We start from the raw sequence: 17,847 nt of genomic DNA on the forward strand, positions 1-17,847 counted from the left end.
CCCGGACGATCCGGCCCGTCGCCCTCTCAATCACCCGCCCCTGACCCCTGGCCGCATCATGGGGCGCAGGCCTGTTCCCCCTGCATGCACCTGAAACCCATCTCCGTGGTCCGGTGTTCAGGCAAAATTAACCATCCTGCCGCCAACCTGCCCCTGGGCCAAGTTCCGGGGGTAGAATGCCGTCATCGAAATTGCACAGGTTGACCGGCCATTCACGCCGCCGCTCATCAGGACGGAGGGGTCGCTCCCGCAGCAGCTTCCCCGGCAGTGGTTTTTCAGAGGCCCCCGTTACCCTGGCCCCGCAACCGGTCTTCCGCCACCGCGACCCGCACCCCACACCGGAGAACCTGCGCCAGGCACATGCCGCCGGACAGATCACCGGCGCAGCCCTCGCCGATGGCCTGGCCCGCGCCACCGGGACGCCTCGCGTCCATTTCGAACTCACCCGGCCCGCGCCGGATGTTGCGGACATTCTGGATCCGGATTTCAGCCTGCGGCACCAATGCCTTCCCTGGCGGAGAGAGGGTGAAACGCTCTGGATCGCCACCGCCCGACCGGACCACTTCGGGCAAACCGCCGAATTGATAAACAAACACCTCGGACCTCAGGCGCCACGGATCCGCCCGGTCGTCGCCCCGCGCGACGACATTCAGACTTGGATCGCCCGACACCACCGCATCACGCTGAGTGAGAGGATGCGCAGCCGCCCGCCCCTGCACCTCTCCTGCCGCGCATGGAAAGCCGAAAGCCGGGGCCGGGCTCTGCTCTTTTTCACGGCTCTCTGCGCCCTGTTGTTCGCCTTCTCCGCCGCGCCGGAGCAGGTGATGACCCTGCTGATCTACCTCGCCCTGGCCACCATGGTCGTCGCCAGCACGCTGAAGACCGCCGCCGCGCTCGCCCGGTTGACCGACCGGACCCCACCCCCGAAGCCGCGCAAGCCCCCCGCGCCGGCGACCCTGCCCAGGGTCTCGGTCCTCGTCCCCCTCTTTCGCGAGGACCGGATCGCCACCACCCTGCTCAGACGGCTGAAAAAACTGACCTACCCGCGCGACCGGCTGGAGATCCTGCTGGTTCTGGAGGAAACCGATCAGCTGACCCGGGACACATTGGATGTAACCCCCCTGCCGCCCTGGATCCGCACCGTGATCGTGCCCGACGGCGCCCCTCGGACCAAGCCGCGCGCCATGAACTATGCCCTCGATTTCTGCGAGGGGGACATCATCGGCGTCTACGATGCCGAAGACGCGCCGGACCCGGATCAGCTGCTGCGCATTGCCGAGCGGTTTGCCAAGGCCCCGGAGGACGTCGTCTGCCTGCAGGGCGTGCTGGATTACTACAACCCGCGCGCCAGCTGGATCGCGCGCTGTTTCACCATCGAATACAACATCTGGTTCCGCCTCATCCTGCCCGGCATGGCGCGGCTCGGCTTTGCGCTGCCGCTCGGCGGAACGACCCTCTTTGTCAAACGCGACCGGCTGGAGGAGATCGGCGCCTGGGACGCCCATAACGTGACCGAGGATGCGGACCTGGGGTTTCGCCTCGCCCGCAGCGGCTATCGCACCCTCACCTTCGACAGCACCACGGGGGAGGAGGCCAACCACCGCCCCGTCCCCTGGATCCGGCAGAGGTCACGCTGGCTCAAGGGCTATCTCGCCACCTATTGCGTGCACATGCGCACGCCCTTCCGCCTGTGGCGGGACCTCGGGACATGGCGGTTCCTGGGCTTTCAGGCGCATTTCGTCACCGCGCTGACGCAGTTCACCCTCGCCCCCCTGCTGTGGATCTTCTGGATGGTCAGCTTCGGTTTCGATCTGCCCTACACCACAGTCGATGCCGACCCCCGGGTGCATATCCTGGTGATCGCCTTCCTCGGACAGGAGGTGCTGACCATGATCCTCGGCGTCATCGCCACCCGGCGCGCCGGCCATCGCAAGCTATGGAGATGGGTGCCCCTGATGCACCTCTACTGGCCGCTCGGAGCGGTGGCGATGTGGAAGGCGCTGCACGAGCTGATCTTCCGCCCTTTCTATTGGGACAAGACGGATCACGGCCATTCCCTGCCCGATGTGGGATCAGTCGACCGTACCAATCGCCCCGGAATCGAGCTTCAACCGCGTCACGAAGGCCCGCGAAATATGCTCGCGCAGCCGCTCACCCGCCGCGACCTCGTCCCGCGCCTCGATGGCCGAAACGATGGCGTCATGCTCTGACAGCGCCACCTCGTCCCGCCCTTCGGCCGCAAGCGAGGTCAGCGCCAGCAGCGCCATGGAGCGGTGGACGAGATCCAGCTGCTGCACCAGGAACCGGTTGTGCGAGGCCAGGTGGATCTGCTTGTGAAACCGCCGGTTGGCCCGCGAAAGCCCCGCCGGATCGCCCAGAAGCGACCGGTCATCTTCGACCATGTCGCGCAGCACTCGCACCTCTTCGGCGGTGGCATGCCGCGCCGCCAGCCGCGCCGCCAGCGCCTCAAGCTCGGCCCGGACGACATAAAGCTCCGCCAGCTGGTTGTGATCCAGCGAGGCCACGATCAGCGACCGCCCGTCCCGCGTCAGCAGGGACTGCGTCTCCAGCCGCTGTAGCGCCTCGCGGATCGGGGTCCGCGACACGCCGAACCTGTCGGCCAGCTCGCTCTCCACCAGGCGGTCGCCAGGCTTGTAGAGCCCCGTGTCAATCGCCTCTAGGATCAGGGTATATGCGTCTTTCTGCACCGGTGTCCGTTTCGTCTGTTCGCTGTCCGGCCAGATTAGCCATGCGCTGCCCCCGACGTAAAGCACTGGCTCTTGCGCCCATTGTCGCGCCCTCGTACCGTCCGCCCATGCCACGCGACCAGTTCGCCCATGTCACGACATGGGTCTTCGACCTCGACAACACGCTCTACCCGCCTTCCGCCCGGCTCTTCGACCAGATCGAAGTGCGGATGACGGATTGGGTGATGCGTGTCCTCAAGGTCGACCGGGCGGAGGCGGACCGGCTGCGTCACGACTACTGGCGCGACCACGGCACCACCCTCGCCGGGCTGATGCGCAACCACGGTGTCGATCCGGGCCCCTACCTGGAGGAGGTGCATGACATCGACTTCACCGTGCTCACCCCCGATCCAGAACTGGCCGACCGGATCGCCGCCCTGCCGGGACGACGCATCATCTATACCAACGGCTGCGCCCCCTACGCCGAACAGGTGATCGAGGCGCGCGGGCTCTCCGGCCTCTTCGATGCGATTTACGGCGTGGAACATGCGGCCTTTCACCCGAAGCCCGACGCGGCCGCCTTCGATGCGATCTTTGCCCTCGACCGGCTCGACCCCGGGCAGGCCGCCATGTTCGAGGACGACCCCCGCAACCTCGCCGTGCCGCATGCCCGCGGGATGAAGACCGTCCATGTCGCCGAAACCCCGATTACGGCCGAGCATATTCATCACCACACAGCCGACCTGACGGATTTCCTGTCGCGCCTGACCTGAGCCGCCCGACAGTAGACCCCGGGGCGCAATGTCGCGTCGCAATGCAGCGGTAAACACATATCTGCAAACAATGTAATCCTGAACAAGGCGCAGATCCCCATGTCCGACCACCCCCGCTCCCCGCTTGACGAACTACCACTGATCCGCGGTCTAGCCCGTAACCCTGCCGTGGCCCTGACCGTGCTGGTTGTCCTGCTCACCCTGGTGTCGCTGGTCCTGGCGGTCCAGACCTGGGGCCTCGTGGCGCTTGGCCTTGTTGCCCTTGCGACGGTGCCGGTGATCTTTGTCGTGCTCTTCCTGATCACACTGGGCCGATAGACCGGGACGCTTTGCCGCTTTCCCCTGCCCCGCCCGAGGCTTATCTAGGGGCCAGGAGGCTCTGCCATGACCGATTTTGATATCATCGTCTCCGGCGGCGGTGTCGCCGGGCTGACCACCGCGGCGCTCTTCGGCAGCCATGGGTTTTCGGTCCTGCTCTGCGATCCCGCCCCGCCCGTCACCGAGGGCGAGGCGGAGGGGGCGGACCTGCGCACCACCGCCTTCCTGCAACCCGCCCGCGACCTGCTGGAAGATGCAGGCCTTTGGGAGCGGTTGTCGGACCACGCCGCGCCGCTGCAGATCATGAGGATCGTGGATGCGGGCGGCGACACGCCCGAACCCCGGGTCACACGGGATTTCAAAGCCGCCGACATTTCCTCCGGTCCCTTCGGATGGAACCTGCCCAACTGGCTGCTGCGGCGCGAAATGGTTGCCCGACTGGCCGATCTGCCGAATGTGGAATTCCGCCCCGGCACCGGCACTGCCACCCTGCTGACCCGCGAACGCGAGGCACTGGTCGGGTTGAGCGACGGCACAAGGCTGCGCACGAAACTGGTCATCGCCGCGGATGGCCGCAATTCTCCGATGCGCGAGGCTGCGGGCATCACAACCCGCACCACCCGCTACGGACAGAAGGCGCTGGCCTTCGCCGTCACCCACCCCATCCCGCACGACAACGTCTCGACCGAGATCCACCGCTCCGGTGGCCCCTTCACCCTCGTGCCCCTGCCCGACCGCGACGGGCGGCCCTGTTCCGCCGTGGTCTGGATGGAGGACGGGCCGGAGGCGCTGCGCCTTTCCCGCTTGCCGGTTGAGGACTTCGAGGCGGCGATGATGGACCGCTCCTGCGGCCTCTTCGGTCCGCTGACGCTGGCCACGCGCCGCTCGGTCTGGCCGATCATCACCCAGGTTGCCGACCGCATGGCGGGCGAACGCATCGCCCTGGTGGCCGAGGCGGCGCATGTGGTCCCCCCGATCGGCGCGCAGGGGCTGAACATGTCACTTGGCGATCTGCGCTGCCTGCGCGATCTTGCCATCGCAAATCCCGGCGATCTGGGCGGACGCGCCATGCTGGACGCCTATGAAAAACGCCGCCACCCGGAGGTGAAGATCCGCGCCGCCGGCATCGACGCCCTCAACCGCGCCTCGCAACTCCACGCCCGCCCCCTGCGCGACCTGCGCGCAGCAGGTCTGTCCGCGCTGTATGGCGCGGCGCCGGTGCGGAAGATGCTGATGCAGATGGGGCTGGGCGCCAAGGGCGGAGCCTAAGCGCGCGACACGGCCCCCCTCCCCCTGCAGGCGAGGGAAAGCGCAACGATCCAACCGGCGCGACGGCGACCGGGAGGGGGTCAGATCGGCCCCGTCAGCCGCTCCTCGCTCAGCATCACATTGGCATCGACGTTTGCCACCCCCGGCAGCGTCATGATCCGCCGCCGCAGCACCCGTTCGAAATCCGCGATGTCCCGCGCCGTCACCCGCAGGCGGTAGTCATAGAGGCCGAGCACATGTTCCACCGTCTGCACCTCCGGCACCGCGCTCACCGCGCGTTCGAAATCGGCCAGGCTGACCCGCCCCTTGGTGCCCAGCTTGACCCCCAGAAACACCGTCACCCCAAAGCCGAGCGCCGCCAGATCAAGGTCCAGCCGCGCCCCTGCCAGAACCCCCGCCGCCTCCAGCCGCTGGACCCGCCGCCATGTCGCGGGCTGCGACAGGCCGATCCGCTTGCCCAGAGCCGAGGCCGAGAGCGTCGCATCCTCCGACAACTGCCGTAGGATCGCCCGGTCGATATCGTCGAGATCCGCGACGGCTCCTGTCATAGTGGCACCGTCTCATCCGTCTTGATCCGCGCCACGTGCATCAGCGCCTCAAGGTCCGCGATATGCGGCAGGGTCAGGATGCGGTCGCGGTAGAGCTCCTGATAATGCGCGAGGTCCCGCGCGATCAGGCCCAGGCGCACGTCCACCTGCCCCAGGAAGGTCTGGATCTCCAGCACCTCGGGAATGCGCCGTGCCTCTGCCGCGAAATCCTCGAAGGCGCGCGGCGCGGCCTTGTCCAGCGTCACCCGCAACGAGACCTCCACCGAATAGCCAAGCGCGCGCCAGTCGATCACCGCATGGGTGCCGCGCAGCACGCCGCGTTCGCGCAGCCGTTCCAGCCGCCGCCAGCAGGTGGCGGCATTTACCCCGGCCCGGTCGGCCAGCTCCGCCCCGCTGAGCCGCGGGTCGGCCTGCAACTGACGCAGGATGCGTCTATCAGTATCGTCAAGCATGAATTATCGCAGCCAGACCAAAAGGAAGAATGATTTTCTAGCATATCGTCGGAAATTCTCAAGATATGCAAAGCAATCTCCCTCCGACTCTCTATGCTGCCGCCATCCCGCCCCTCTGGGCGGCCAAACGGAGGATATATCCATGCGCGTGTATTACGACCGCGATTGCGACATCAACCTGATCAAGGACATGAAGGTTGCCATCCTGGGCTACGGCTCCCAGGGCCACGCCCATGCCCTCAACCTGCGCGACTCGGGTGCCAAGAACCTCGTCGTCGCCCTGCGCGAAGGCTCCGCCTCCGCCAAGAAGGCCGAAGGCGAAGGCCTGAAGGTCATGGGCATTGCCGAGGCCGCCGCCTGGGCCGACCTGATCATGTTCACCATGCCCGATGAACTGCAGGCCGAAACCTACAAGAAATACGTCCATGACAACCTGCGCGACGGTGCGGCGATTGCCTTTGCCCACGGTCTGAACGTCCACTTCGGCCTGATCGAGCCGAAGCCAGGCGTCGACGTCATCATGATGGCGCCCAAGGGCCCCGGCCACACCGTGCGCGGCGAATACACCAAAGGCGGCGGCGTGCCCTGCCTCGTGGCCGTGAACAACGACGCCTCCGGCCGCGCGCTGGAAATCGGTCTGTCCTACTGCTCCGCCATTGGCGGCGGCCGTTCGGGCATCATCGAGACCAACTTCCGTGAAGAGTGCGAAACCGACCTATTCGGTGAACAGGCCGTTCTCTGCGGTGGTCTGGTCGAACTGATCCGCGCTGGTTTTGAGACGCTGGTCGAGGCCGGCTACGCGCCGGAAATGGCCTATTTCGAATGTCTGCACGAGGTGAAGCTGATCGTCGACCTGATCTACGAAGGCGGCATCGCAAACATGAACTACTCCATCTCCAACACCGCGGAATACGGCGAATACGTCTCCGGCCCGCGAGTCCTGCCCTACGAGCGGACAAAGAAAGAGATGAAGGCAATCCTGACCGACATCCAGACCGGCAAGTTCGTGCGCGACTTCATGCAGGAAAACGCCGTCGGCCAGCCCTTCTTCAAAGGCACCCGCCGCATCAACGACGAGCACCAGATCGAACAGGTCGGCGCGAAACTGCGCGAGATGATGCCCTGGATTTCCGCCGGCAAGATGGTCGACAAGGAAAAGAACTGATCCCGCAGGATCGGACAGGACGGCGCGGATGATCGCGCCGTCCACCGCCCGCGGGGCATGGCCGGTTTAGGTGTCCATACCGTCCGGCTCAATACACCAGATGTCGCCCTTGACGGTCCAGACGACCTCGCTCGTCTCGGCACGGATCACGATCCGCCCCTCGCTGGTGTCGAATTTCTCCGGAGAGATCATGCTGAGAAACAGCAGCATGGCTTTGGGTGTGAGGCACATGGTCAGGTCTCCTTGATCGGATCGCCCTCCCATGGGTTCAGTCTGCGCCGAATTTCCGGTCAAGCCAGATCAAACACCTCTGGCTGCCCAGATGTGGGGAGGTTCCCCCGCCTACTGCCAAAGTTTAGGGCAAAATGCGCGTTCAGGGAAGCGCCTCGCCCTCACCCCGCGCCATCGCCATCCACAGCCGCAAGGCCTGCGCCGTCTCTGCCACGTCGTGCACCCGCAGGATCTGTGCCCCCTGCGCCGCCCCCCAAAGCGCCACCGCCAGCGATCCGGGCATCCGGCCCAGGGCCTCTTCGCTGCCGCCGATCGTGCCGATGAACCGCTTGCGCGAGGCCCCCAGAAGCACGGGCAGACCGAGGTCATGAAGGGCGGAGAGGCCGCGCAGCAGCTCCAGATTATGGGCTTTCGTCTTGCCGAAGCCGATGCCCGGATCGACGACGATCCGCTCCCGCGCGATGCCCTGCCCCTGAGCGAAGGCAACCCGGGCAGCAAGGCTGTCCAGCACTTCGGTCAGCACGTCGCCATACCGCGGGTCGGCCTGCATGGTTTCCGGCGTGCCCTTGGCATGCATCAGGCAGATCGGCACCTCGCGTTCTGCCACGACCCTCGCCAGATCGGGATCGTAGGTCAGGGCGGAGACATCGTTGACGATATCCGCCCCCGCATCCAGCGCCGCTTCGGCCACTCTGGCCTTGCGGGTATCAATGCTGATCGGGGTTGTGATCCCGGCGGACCGCAGGGCGGAGATCACCGGGACAGTGCGGCGGATCTCTTCCTCCACCGGGACGTCCTGAGCGCCCGGACGGGTGGATTCCCCCCCGATATCAAGCACATCCGCCTCAATGGCCATCTCCATCGCCTTGGCGACGGCCTGATCGAAGCCGTGGTGCAGCCCCCCGTCGGAGAAACTGTCCGGCGTCACGTTGAGGATCCCCATGATCCGCGGCCGGTCCAGCGCCAGCCCGCAGAGATCCGGACGCAATGTGGTCAGCCGGGCAGACGTGTCCCGTCGCAGGTCGACCGCTGCGATGTCCTCGCCACGCCGCCCCTCGGCGATCCGTTCGACCCGGGCGAAGCGGACATGGGGCTGCCCGGCCAGTGGCCAGCCCTCCTCTACACCGGGGGTGACGATCGGCCTGATCCAGGCCGTCATGGCAGGGCCTCTGCCCGCCGGGCGGGGATATCGCCTCGGGGGATCTCCTCCGCCTCCGCCAGAACCAGGAACTCCGTCGCGCCCATTTCGCCAGCCAGCCAATAGGCCAGCTCCGATGCCGTGGCGTGGCGTGCGGGCGCTTGGACCGCATCCAGTACCATTTTCGAGGGGGCCCAGACGCTGACCTCGCCGTGTTTCACGGCCCAGTCCAGCTCCGTCCGGCTGTCCACCACGACGCAGCGCGCATCGCGGCCCGCCAGGACCCAGGCATTCTGCTCGATCGCCAGCAGGTCGATCCGCCGCTGCGCCAGCCCGGAGTCCGAACGCGGCAGCGTCAGGTCCGCAGGGCCACAGCACAGGATCAACGGCGTCCCCGACGCAATCAGCGCGTCGATTCGCGACGACACGTCCGGTGCGGCGATTGCCTCATTCCCCAGGAAGACGACGCGCGGGGCGGCGGCCACCCCCGCCACCTCCGGCGCGAGAGGCTGTGCATCGTCAAGGCTTCGCATGATTTCGACACCAAGCGCGCCTGCAACGCGATCCAGCTTTTCGATCCGGACAAAGACGCGTTCCGCCTGCGGCTCCATCAGGATGCGGGAGGCGACCCTTTCAGCCAGTGTTTCCAGCAGGTTGAGCCGTTCGCTCTCCAGCTCGGCCTCGATTGCCTCGGTCACTCGGTCGTAGGAGAGGATGCGGTCCACGTCATCGGCCAGCGGCCCCTCTGCCGGGACGACATCGACCACCACATTGAACTGCAGCCGTTGCTGATGGCCCCGCTCCTGCTGGAAGGCCCCGATCTCGACCTCGACGATATAGTCGCGCAGGGAGATACGGTCGCGGGGCTCCGCCCCGGCCAGCGCCTCCGCCCGCTCAATCGGGTGCCCGAAGGCCTGTGAAATCCGGTCGCTCATCGCCGCCTGCCGCTGATGCCCATGTCAGGAAAGCCCGTCTCAGGAAAGTCCGTGTCAGGCGCGGCTTACCGTCTTAACACCGCGAAGGCAAAGCCACCGACGGCGACCCTGGCCCCAAAAGCGGCATCCGGCGCAATTGTCGCGATTAATTCGACGAGACCCGGGTGTGGCGGCGGTAGAAGTAGTGCACGCCGATGCTGGCCGTCCGTGCGAACTTGCGCGACCAGGCTGGGGCGACCCCATGGGTATGATAGTAGGTCGCGCCATCGGTCAGCGGACGTGCCCCGCCCTGCGCCATGATGCTCGCAACCTTGGAGACGCCGTTATAGGCCGCCTTTTCGTGGATCACCTCGGGATAGCCGTCGCAGGTATAGGTGAACTGGCAGGCGTATTTCCGACCGGTGCCCTGGTGGATCACACCGCAGATCGAATTCGGGAAGGCGGGGCTGTCCACCCGGTTCATGATGACCTCGGCCACCGCGAACTGGCCCCTGACGCTTTCGCCCCTCGCCTCGAAATACAGCGCCTCCGCCAGGCAGGCCGCCTGATCCGACAGCTTCGGCTTGGGCATTTTGGCCAGCCATTTCCGGGAATATTCGACATTCGGCGCCTTGCGGGTCTTTGGCCGGGTCTCCCGGAACAACTCTGGATCCAGCAAGGAGGCGAGCTTGAGAGAGCCAACGCCGTTCAGGCCCGATTTCTCCGCACTCGCGATGTCATTAACATTGCCTTCAGCAAAGGCAGCACTCGAGGCAAGCAGCAATGCCCCGACAAGCAATCCGCGCATGGTAAACCCCCCGGCCAAATATCGTGACCGTTTCATCCATCCAACTCGGGGTCGCCTAACGAATTACGCCGCGCAGGTCCAGCCTGCGGGGTGACGTTCACGGCAACCACGCATCCATGTTTTGCGCAGAACCGTTAACAAGCCGTTGAATAAAATGAGATTTAGTCAGCGAATTTCAGCCGATCCCGAACCGCAAGCTGCGCCGCTGCAAGCCGGGCAACCGGCACACGGAAGGGTGAACAGCTTACATAATCGAAGCCTGCGGCCCTGCAGAAGGCGATTGATTCGGGGTTGCCCCCGTGTTCGCCACAAATGGAAAGTACAAGGTCTTTTCGTGCATTCCGCCCCCGATCAGCACCGATTTTCAGCAACTCGCCAACGCCCTCGGCATCGAGCATGTGGAACGGATCTTCGGGGAAGACCCCCTGATGCACATAGGTCTGCATGAACCGCCCCGCATCGTCGCGCGACAGGCCGTAGGTCATCTGCGTCAGGTCGTTCGTCCCGAAGGAGAGGAAGGCCGCATGCGGTGCGATTTCCCCGGCCCGCAGCGCCGCGCGCGGGGTTTCGACCATCACGCCCAGGCGGTAGTTGAAATTGCGTCCCGACGTGGTGCGGACCGCGGCTGCCACGGCCTCCACCCGGTTCTTGACCAACTCCACTTCCCGCTTGGCGGAGACCAGCGGGATCATGATCTCCGGCACCACGGCCGCCCCTTCTGTGCTCGCCTCCAGCACGGCTTCAAAAATCGCGCGCGCCTGCATGTCGTAGATTTCCGGCATGGTGATCCCCAGACGCACACCACGCAGGCCCAGCATCGGGTTGTATTCCGACATCTCCTCGATCCGGCGTTCCACATCCGACAGCGGACGATCCAGCGCCTCGGCGAGCGAGCGGATGCCGTCGCGGTCCGAGGGCAGGAATTCGTGCAGCGGCGGATCCAGCAGGCGGATGCAGACCGGGTGGCCCTGCATGATCCGGAAGAGCTCCACGAAATCATTGCGCTGCATCGGCAGCAGCTGATCCAGAGCGGACTGGCGGTCGGCCTCTTCGGCGGCAAAGATCATCTCGCGCATCACCGTCAATCGACCGGGATCGAAGAACATGTGCTCCGTCCGGCACAACCCGATGCCTTGGGCGTTGAAATCCCGCGCGATTTTGGCATCGGCCGGCGTGTCGGCATTGGCCCGCACCCCGATGTCGCGCAAGTCGTCCGCCCAGGACATCAGCATCTGGAACGCATCGTCCTGCGCCGCCTCCAGCAAGGGCGCCTCGCCCGAGATGACATTCCCGTTGGTGCCGTCGATCGTGATCGCGTCGCCCTCTTTCAGCACCCGGCCATCGGCCATGGCCACCGTGTTGCGCCGCAGGTTCACCTTCATGTCCGAGGCCCCGACGACACAGGGCAGGCCCAGCCCCCGCGCGATCACCGCCGCATGGCTGGTGATCCCGCCCCGCTCCGTCAGGACGGCGGCAGAGGCATGCATGCCCCGGATATCCTCCGGCGTCGTTTCCCGCCGGACCAGAACGCACAGCTCGCCACGCGCGGCCGCGGCCTGTGCCGCGGTGGAGGAAAACACCACCCTCCCATGAGCCGCACCCGGGCTGGCGGCGATCCCCCGCGCGATCACCTCGCGCGGGACATCGGGGTCGACCTGGCGGTGCAGCATCTCCGTCGCCGCACGTGGCTCCACCCGCAGGATCGCCTCCTCCTTCGGGATGATCCCGTCCTCCGCCAGGGCCACGGCGATCCGCACCGCTGCGCGTGAACTGCGCCGGATGCGTACCCCGTCCAGCACGTGCACCTGCCCATTTTCAATGGCAAATTCCGTCTGCATCTCCTCCCGCAGGCGGATACGCATCTGCCGCGTATAGTCGATCAGCTGGGCAAAGGCCTCCGGCGCCAGATCCTCCAGCGAGGGGCCGCGCGGATCCTTGGCCAGGTAGATCGACGCCCCCTCCTTGCGCAGCGCATCCCGCCCCTGGCTCTGGCTGAGGTACCGTCCGGTGACCCTCGGCAATCCTGTGGCCGAACTGACCAGCTGGATCACACCGGACCCGCATTCGCCCTTGCCCAGACCAAGCGCCATTTCCTGCACCACGAGGCCCAGCCCCGCATCGGCCGGCGCCCCCTTGGCCTGCCGCAGAAGGCGCGCCGTCGTCCCCTCCCAGGCCCGCGCCATCGACCGCAACACGCCCGACAGCTGCACCTCGGGATCCTGGGGAAAGGGCTCTTCGGTCTCGTCCTCATAGGCGTCCAACACCTGCCGCAGGCCTTCATGCCCCTCCAGGCTCAGCCCGTCGAACATATCCGGGTCCAGCCGCGCCACATGGATCGCATAGCCCTGAACGAACCGCATGTAGACGGCCGTCGCCGCCTCCGTCCCGATCTTCTTGCACAGATCGGCATAAAGCGCGTCATTCATGCCGACGTTCAGCACCGCCCCCGGGCCGCCCCAATCCGGATCCTCGGACGACGGACGCACGCACAAGAGCGGTTGATCCCCGAAGGGCGCCAGCAGCGCCTTCATGTCCGGCATCTCTCCGGCCGCGATCTTGTGAACCGTGGCAAAGGACAGCGCGACCGTGCGCGGCACCGGCAGATCCATCCGCACCAACCGCTGCAGACACTTGGCCCGGCCACCATGAGTGGCGGTGGCAATTTCGGCGGTCGGGGTGATCTGTTCGGGCGGGGGCGATATCTGCTGCACTGCGGCGATCCTTCTGGTTCGCGCAGCATAATCCTACGGACGGCCCGGGCAAGGAAAAGCTGTGGTCAGCCTTCCAGCCGGGTCAAATCCGCAACGGCCAGGCAGGTGGAGCGGATTGTCGACAACAGGTTCAAGCGGTTACGCCGCACGATCTCACTCTCCGCATTCACCTGAACCGCCTCGAAAAAGGCGTCGATCGGGCCGCGCAGGCCCGCCATGGCGGTCATTGCGGCGGCGAAATCCTCGGCCTCCATGGCCTTGTCGATCTGGGGCCGCGCTTCCTGAAGCGCATCAAAGAGCGCCTCTTCGCTCGGATCCTCGGCGAACTTCTTGTCCGCCCCGAATTCGTAGGACACGCCGTCCTTCTCCTCGGCCTGGCTGAGGATGTTGTTGGCGCGTTTGAACCCCTGAACCAGGTTCTCCCCTTCCTCGGTCTTGAGGAAATCGCCAAGCGCCTGGGCGCGGCGGGTCAGCAGGGTGATGTCGTCGTTGCCGGGCATGGCGAGGCAGGCGTCGATCACATCGTGCCGCATCCCCTCGTCACGCAGGTGGACCTTGAGGCGGTCGTGGAAGAAGGAGAGGAGGTCGTCGCTGACATCCGGCTTGTGCTCGACGATCTTGCTCAGCCAGCCTGGCGCATCGTCGATCCGGTCGATCACGGTGCGCACCGCGGCGCCGAAGACGCCATGTTTGGCCACCTCGCCCAGGAGCTCGCTCAACAGCGCCGCTTCCTTCTCATCCGTAGGGGTAATCTGATGGCGCAGAAGTTGCGCATCCACCAACCGGTCGAGATGGACCCGCAGCCCGTTGCTCAACGCCAGCCGGATCACCCCGAGCGCGGCGCGGCGCAGCGCATAGGGGTCCTTCGAACCCGTCGGCTTTTCATCAATGGCCCAGAACCCGGTCAGCGTGTCCAGCTTGTCCGCCAGTGCCACGGCGACCGACACCGGCGCACTCGGCACGCTGTCAGACGGGCCGAGGGGCGAATAATGCTCTTCGCAGGCGGCGGCGACCGCGGGCGGCAGGCCCGCGGCCTCGGCGTAATAACGGCCCATAAGCCCCTGAAGTTCGGGGAATTCATAGACCATTTCAGAGCTCAGGTCCGCCTTGGCCACCCGCGCAGCCTGTTCCGCGAGCTTGGGATCGGCCCCGACATGCGGCGCGATTTCACGGGCCAGCGCGGCGATCCGGTCGATCCGATCCGCCTGGCTGCCCAGACGGTTGTGGAAGGTCACATTGGAAAGCTGTTCGGTCCAGCTTTCCATGCCCTGCGACGCAACGCGAAGATCGTTTTCCCAGAAGAACTTGGCATCCGACAGACGCGCCGCCAGCACCTTCTGGTTCCCCGCCAGGATCGTCGCGCCATCATCCCGGGTTTCGCGGTTGGCCACGGTGATGAAGCGTTCGATCCGGCCCGTCTTGGGATTGCGGACCGAGAAGAACTTCTGATGTTCCTTCATCGAGGTCTGCAGAACTTCGGGCGGCAAGCCCAGGAAATCCTTGCCGATCTCGCCCATCAGAACAACCGGCCATTCGACCAGCCCCGCGACTTCCGCCAGCAGGCCGCAGTCCTCAACCACCTCCAGCCCGGCGGCAAAGGCCATGTTCGTCGCATCCTGCCAGATGTGATCCGCCCGTTCGCCCGCGTCCAGCACCACGAAAGCGCGCTTCAACTTCGCCGCGTAATCCTCGAATCCACTGACAGAAATCGCCCCCGGCGCCATGAAGCGATGGCCCGACGTCCGGTCCCCGGCCTTGATCCCCTCGACCTCCAGCGGCACGACCTCGGCACCGGAGTCATCGCTGAGCAGGCAGATGATGGAATGCAGCGGTCTTACCCATTTGAGTCCACCGCTGCCCCATCTCATGGATTTGGGCCATGGGAAATTGCGGATAACTGACTCGAGCACCTCCGCCACGATCTCCGCTGCCGGACGGCCCGGCTTCTCGATCACAGCGACATAGACCTGGCCCTTCTTGTCGTCCTGGACCTTCAGATCCTCTTTCGCGACCCCGGCCCCGCGCAGAAACCCTTCGATCGCCTTGTCCGGCGCATCGACGCGGGGCCCCTTGCGCTCCTCGCGCAGGGTCGGCGACTTGTCGAGAAGCCCCTCCACCGCCAGCGTCAGGCGACGCGGCGTGTGAAAACCCGCCGCGCCCGCATAGGTCAGGCCGGCCTCGACCAGACCATCCGTCATCCGCGCCTTCAGGTCCGCCGCCGCACGCGCCTGCATGCGGGCGGGAATTTCTTCGGAAAACAATTCGATAAGAAGGTCGGGCATGGGATCGCTTTCGGGCCTGTCTCGCTTCGTTCATCCGGGGATGATACGGCAAGACCGCGCCACCCCGTCGTCGCAGGGTGGATAGCGGTCCTCGACCTCAGGGTCCAGCGGATAAGCATATACCGCAGGCGGCTCGACCCTTAATGAGCAGCCTGACGCGCCTTGCGTTTGGCCTCGGACTTCGCCCGCGACGCCAGAGTGGAAATCTCGTCCCCCGAGAGGCGCGGGATCACACGGTAACAGGCCTCGACAAAGCAGTAGACGGCGAACCCCACGGTGCCCAGGCCCAGCACCCCCAGCATGATCCGCCCGAAGGGTTGCGCACGGACGACTTCAAAGGCCTTGCCCACACCACCTGCCTCGCCCGGATCGGCCGTCTGGCCAGCATAGAACAGGAAGACGCCGATCAGAACGATGACGACACCATGGGCGACAAGCCCTGCTTTCACAGCAGGGTCCAGCCTCTCCGTCACAGAGGTCAACCGAATGTTTTCCTTGTACTTTTCAGACAAACCTTTGTAGCCATAGTAGAGACCGGCCGCCACGACCAGCAGCCCCAAAGCCATCACGATCATCTTGCCGTTCGGCATGGCCAGAACCTTGGACGTCAGGCTTTGCGGCGCGGAGTCGCCTCCGCCGCTGCCACTCCCGATGGCCATGCGCAGCACAGACGCACCAAGACCCAGATGGATTACCCCGGTGGCTGTCTGTCCGAGGCGCGCGATGACGCCCTTGGCGTCGTGCCCCTCGTTTTGCAGATCATAGGCCGCACAGATCAACCGCCAGACCGCGTAGGCAAGAAAACCGAGACCGATCAGCACCAGCGCGGCAAGGCCGAGCGGTTCGCCCCGCAATTGCGCGAGCGCCCCCTGCGCCCCTTCGGCCGAGCCGCCACGCCAGGCCGCCAGAACGGCAAGGGCGCCCACGATCACATATGTGACGCCGCGCGCGCCATACCCCGCTTGCATGACGGGCTTGACCCACTCGGGCGCTGAACCATTGGACATGACGATACCTCCGCTGTGGGTCAACGGTCGAACGCAATGCTGGTTCCGCGTTATTTAAAGACCGGAGGCGCCTCCGGGGGCCTCATTCCGGCGGCGTCGGGCAGCCCTCGGGGGCGGGGCGGCCGTCGAAGACGACCTCGCCACACGGATTGATCTGGTGCCAGACATAGCCGCGCCCGTCAGGAAACACGGCCGCGATCCGGTCGATACCATAGGTGATATTGGCAACGGAGAGATAGGCCGTTGCCTCTCCCCGCTTCAGCGCTTCGCCAATCTCATCTGCATTGAAACAGTCGAACCAGCCCGGCGCCTCGAGCGGCTCCGCCCCGTCGTAAGGCTGATAGGCCGCGGCGATTTCCCCGTCGGGCAGATCGGTATGGAAACACGCGCGATAGCGGATTGGCGAGGAATAGGCGTCGATCGCGGCAAAGCTGTCGTAGGAGATCAGTTCAGCCCGGCCATCCATCCGCGTCAGCAGCACATCCTCTCCGGTCGCGGGGACCTCGTCATAGAAGGCGTAGACCTGCGTGTAATACAGCAAGCCCCCCGCGCCCAAAGCACAGATGACGATCAGCGCGGCCAGAAACCGCCCCATCAGGCAGAGGCCTCCTGCGGCACCCAGCCACCGGCGTCGGTTTCGACAAAGGCGTCAGCGCAAAGCTTGGCCAGGGCACGCACCCGCCCGATATAGGCCTGACGTTCGGTAACGGAGATCACGCCCCGCGCATCCAGCAGATTGAACAGATGCGAGGCCTTGATGCATTGATCATAGGCCGGATGCGCCATGATGATCCGCTTGCCGGTCTTGGGGTCGATCTTCGGGGCCTCCAGCAGAGCCGCGCATTCGGCCTCCGCCTCCTCGAAATGCTTCAGCAGCATCTCGGTATTGGCCCCGTCGAAGTTGTGGCGGGAATATTCCTCCTCCGTCTGGCGAAAGACATCGCCATAGGACAGCGCAATCGGCGCCTGCGGATCGTTGTAGGGCATGTCCATCACATGGTCGACGCCCAGCACATACATTGCCAGCCGCTCAAGCCCGTAGGTCAACTCGCCCGAGACCGGATGGCAGTCATGCCCGCCGACCTGCTGGAAATAGGTGAACTGGCTGACCTCCATCCCGTCGCACCAGACCTCCCATCCCAGCCCCCAGGCGCCAAGCGTAGGGCTTTCCCAGTCGTCCTCGACAAAGCGGATGTCGTGCATTTCCATGTCGATGCCGATGGCCGCGAGCGACCCGAGGTAGAGATCCTGCAGGTCTGGCGGCGAGGGTTTGATCAGCACCTGGTACTGGTAATAATGCTGCAACCTGTTGGGGTTCTCGCCATAACGCCCGTCGGTCGGCCGCCGCGAGGGCTGCACATAGGCCGCCGCCCAGGACCGCGAGCCGAGCGAGCGCAGCGTCGTGGCCGGGTGGAACGTGCCCGCCCCCACTTCCATGTCATAGGGCTGCATGATCGCGCATCCCTGCTTGGCCCAGTAGCTCTGGAGCCTCAGGATGATTTCCTGAAAGGAACGGGGCTTGTCTACGGTTTCGGCCATCTCAC

Annotated in this window: 16 protein-coding genes and 1 pseudogene; 5 read left to right on the forward strand and 12 right to left on the reverse strand. The window is 65.4% G+C overall.

Translation table 11 applies throughout. The features are described from left to right. Positions 1 to 176: 176 nt before the first annotated feature. A pseudogene (locus ACFC2Y_RS08370) lies at positions 177 to 1,736 on the forward strand (glycosyltransferase); the annotation flags it as partial. Positions 1,737 to 2,072: 336 nt separating this feature from the next. Here ACFC2Y_RS08370 and ACFC2Y_RS08375 read toward each other — a convergent pair. Then, the gene (locus tag ACFC2Y_RS08375) at positions 2,073 to 2,708 is read right to left on the reverse strand and encodes a GntR family transcriptional regulator (RefSeq protein ID WP_375174943.1); all 636 of its coding nucleotides are present in this window, start codon (positions 2,706 to 2,708) and stop codon (positions 2,073 to 2,075) included. A 107-nt stretch (positions 2,709 to 2,815) separates the two neighbouring features. Here ACFC2Y_RS08375 and ACFC2Y_RS08380 point away from each other — a divergent pair, with 107 nt between their 5' ends. From ACFC2Y_RS08380 to ACFC2Y_RS08390, 3 genes are all read left to right on the forward strand, one after another. Next, positions 2,816 to 3,460: a pyrimidine 5'-nucleotidase gene (locus ACFC2Y_RS08380; RefSeq protein WP_375174942.1), complete on the forward strand. Its 645-nt coding sequence runs from the start codon at positions 2,816 to 2,818 to the stop codon at positions 3,458 to 3,460. A 99-nt stretch (positions 3,461 to 3,559) separates the two neighbouring features. Beyond that, on the forward strand, positions 3,560 to 3,778 hold the full coding sequence (locus ACFC2Y_RS08385) for a hypothetical protein (RefSeq protein WP_375174941.1): 219 nt from the start codon (positions 3,560 to 3,562) through the stop codon (positions 3,776 to 3,778). A gap of 66 nt (positions 3,779 to 3,844) precedes the next feature. Continuing rightward, positions 3,845 to 5,047: a UbiH/UbiF family hydroxylase gene (locus ACFC2Y_RS08390; protein ID WP_375174940.1), complete on the forward strand. Its 1,203-nt coding sequence runs from the start codon at positions 3,845 to 3,847 to the stop codon at positions 5,045 to 5,047. 80 nt (positions 5,048 to 5,127) lie between these two features. Here the strand turns inward: ACFC2Y_RS08390 and ACFC2Y_RS08395 are convergent, their stop codons facing one another. After that, on the reverse strand, positions 5,128 to 5,595 hold the full coding sequence (locus tag ACFC2Y_RS08395; RefSeq protein ID WP_375174939.1) for an Lrp/AsnC family transcriptional regulator: 468 nt from the start codon (positions 5,593 to 5,595) through the stop codon (positions 5,128 to 5,130). Beyond that, the gene (locus ACFC2Y_RS08400; RefSeq protein WP_375174938.1) at positions 5,592 to 6,047 is read right to left on the reverse strand and encodes an Lrp/AsnC family transcriptional regulator; all 456 of its coding nucleotides are present in this window, start codon (positions 6,045 to 6,047) and stop codon (positions 5,592 to 5,594) included. The genes ACFC2Y_RS08395 and ACFC2Y_RS08400 overlap by 4 nt, the downstream gene beginning before the upstream one ends. 142 nt (positions 6,048 to 6,189) lie before the next feature. Here ACFC2Y_RS08400 and ilvC point away from each other — a divergent pair, with 142 nt between their 5' ends. Then, positions 6,190 to 7,212, forward strand: coding sequence for a ketol-acid reductoisomerase (ilvC, locus tag ACFC2Y_RS08405; RefSeq protein ID WP_375174937.1), 1,023 nt, complete (start codon positions 6,190 to 6,192; stop codon positions 7,210 to 7,212). A gap of 66 nt (positions 7,213 to 7,278) precedes the next feature. Here the strand turns inward: ilvC and ACFC2Y_RS08410 are convergent, their stop codons facing one another. The 9 genes from ACFC2Y_RS08410 to ACFC2Y_RS08450 all read right to left on the reverse strand — a co-directional run bounded on the left by ACFC2Y_RS08410 (position 7,279) and on the right by ACFC2Y_RS08450 (position 17,842). Next, positions 7,279 to 7,443, reverse strand: coding sequence for a hypothetical protein (locus tag ACFC2Y_RS08410; protein WP_375174936.1), 165 nt, complete (start codon positions 7,441 to 7,443; stop codon positions 7,279 to 7,281). 142 nt (positions 7,444 to 7,585) lie between these two features. Continuing rightward, positions 7,586 to 8,602 carry a dihydropteroate synthase gene (gene folP / locus ACFC2Y_RS08415; RefSeq protein ID WP_375174935.1) on the reverse strand — a complete coding sequence of 339 codons (1,017 nt, stop codon included), beginning with the start codon at positions 8,600 to 8,602 and terminating at the stop codon, positions 7,586 to 7,588. Beyond that, positions 8,599 to 9,516 (reverse strand): dihydroneopterin aldolase, encoded by a 918-nt coding sequence (locus tag ACFC2Y_RS08420; protein ID WP_375174934.1) that lies wholly within the window; start codon positions 9,514 to 9,516, stop codon positions 8,599 to 8,601. Before ACFC2Y_RS08420 ends, folP begins: the two co-directional genes overlap by 4 nt. 145 nt (positions 9,517 to 9,661) lie before the next feature. Beyond that, a complete protein-coding gene (locus ACFC2Y_RS08425; RefSeq protein ID WP_375174933.1) occupies positions 9,662 to 10,303 on the reverse strand; it encodes a cell wall hydrolase in 642 nt (213 codons plus the stop codon). Between the two features lie 161 nt (positions 10,304 to 10,464). Beyond that, positions 10,465 to 13,014, reverse strand: a complete 2,550-nt coding sequence (locus ACFC2Y_RS08430; protein ID WP_375174932.1) for a putative PEP-binding protein — start codon at positions 13,012 to 13,014, stop codon at positions 10,465 to 10,467. Between the two features lie 65 nt (positions 13,015 to 13,079). After that, positions 13,080 to 15,296 carry a glycine--tRNA ligase subunit beta gene (gene glyS, locus ACFC2Y_RS08435; protein ID WP_375174931.1) on the reverse strand — a complete coding sequence of 739 codons (2,217 nt, stop codon included), beginning with the start codon at positions 15,294 to 15,296 and terminating at the stop codon, positions 13,080 to 13,082. A gap of 140 nt (positions 15,297 to 15,436) precedes the next feature. Beyond that, positions 15,437 to 16,303, reverse strand: a complete 867-nt coding sequence (locus tag ACFC2Y_RS08440) for a DUF1206 domain-containing protein (RefSeq protein WP_375174930.1) — start codon at positions 16,301 to 16,303, stop codon at positions 15,437 to 15,439. Positions 16,304 to 16,385: 82 nt separating this feature from the next. Next, the gene (locus ACFC2Y_RS08445; RefSeq protein WP_375174929.1) at positions 16,386 to 16,898 is read right to left on the reverse strand and encodes a DUF6446 family protein; all 513 of its coding nucleotides are present in this window, start codon (positions 16,896 to 16,898) and stop codon (positions 16,386 to 16,388) included. Next, positions 16,898 to 17,842 carry a glycine--tRNA ligase subunit alpha gene (locus ACFC2Y_RS08450; protein WP_375174928.1) on the reverse strand — a complete coding sequence of 315 codons (945 nt, stop codon included), beginning with the start codon at positions 17,840 to 17,842 and terminating at the stop codon, positions 16,898 to 16,900. The genes ACFC2Y_RS08445 and ACFC2Y_RS08450 overlap by 1 nt, the downstream gene beginning before the upstream one ends. Positions 17,843 to 17,847 lie beyond the last annotated feature (5 nt).

The organism is Pseudooceanicola sp., from assembly GCF_041987405.1.
Lineage (GTDB): Bacteria > Pseudomonadota > Alphaproteobacteria > Rhodobacterales > Rhodobacteraceae > Pseudooceanicola.

What these genes read in the sequence shown, in the direction of transcription:
- ACFC2Y_RS08380 (WP_375174942.1), top strand. Translation starts at nt 2,816, where the DNA reads ATGCCACGCGACCAGTTCGCCCATGTCACGACATGGGTCTTCGACCTC.
- ACFC2Y_RS08385 (WP_375174941.1), top strand. Translation starts at nt 3,560, where the DNA reads ATGTCCGACCACCCCCGCTCCCCGCTTGACGAACTACCACTGATCCGC.
- ACFC2Y_RS08390 (WP_375174940.1), top strand. Translation starts at nt 3,845, where the DNA reads ATGACCGATTTTGATATCATCGTCTCCGGCGGCGGTGTCGCCGGGCTG.
- ACFC2Y_RS08395 (WP_375174939.1), bottom strand. Translation starts at nt 5,595, where the DNA reads ATGACAGGAGCCGTCGCGGATCTCGACGATATCGACCGGGCGATCCTA.
- ACFC2Y_RS08400 (WP_375174938.1), bottom strand. Translation starts at nt 6,047, where the DNA reads ATGCTTGACGATACTGATAGACGCATCCTGCGTCAGTTGCAGGCCGAC.
- ilvC (WP_375174937.1), top strand. Translation starts at nt 6,190, where the DNA reads ATGCGCGTGTATTACGACCGCGATTGCGACATCAACCTGATCAAGGAC.
- ACFC2Y_RS08410 (WP_375174936.1), bottom strand. Translation starts at nt 7,443, where the DNA reads ATGTGCCTCACACCCAAAGCCATGCTGCTGTTTCTCAGCATGATCTCT.
- folP (WP_375174935.1), bottom strand. Translation starts at nt 8,602, where the DNA reads ATGACGGCCTGGATCAGGCCGATCGTCACCCCCGGTGTAGAGGAGGGC.
- ACFC2Y_RS08420 (WP_375174934.1), bottom strand. Translation starts at nt 9,516, where the DNA reads ATGAGCGACCGGATTTCACAGGCCTTCGGGCACCCGATTGAGCGGGCG.
- ACFC2Y_RS08425 (WP_375174933.1), bottom strand. Translation starts at nt 10,303, where the DNA reads ATGCGCGGATTGCTTGTCGGGGCATTGCTGCTTGCCTCGAGTGCTGCC.
- glyS (WP_375174931.1), bottom strand. Translation starts at nt 15,296, where the DNA reads ATGCCCGACCTTCTTATCGAATTGTTTTCCGAAGAAATTCCCGCCCGC.
- ACFC2Y_RS08440 (WP_375174930.1), bottom strand. Translation starts at nt 16,303, where the DNA reads ATGTCCAATGGTTCAGCGCCCGAGTGGGTCAAGCCCGTCATGCAAGCG.
- ACFC2Y_RS08445 (WP_375174929.1), bottom strand. Translation starts at nt 16,898, where the DNA reads ATGGGGCGGTTTCTGGCCGCGCTGATCGTCATCTGTGCTTTGGGCGCG.
- ACFC2Y_RS08450 (WP_375174928.1), bottom strand. Translation starts at nt 17,842, where the DNA reads ATGGCCGAAACCGTAGACAAGCCCCGTTCCTTTCAGGAAATCATCCTG.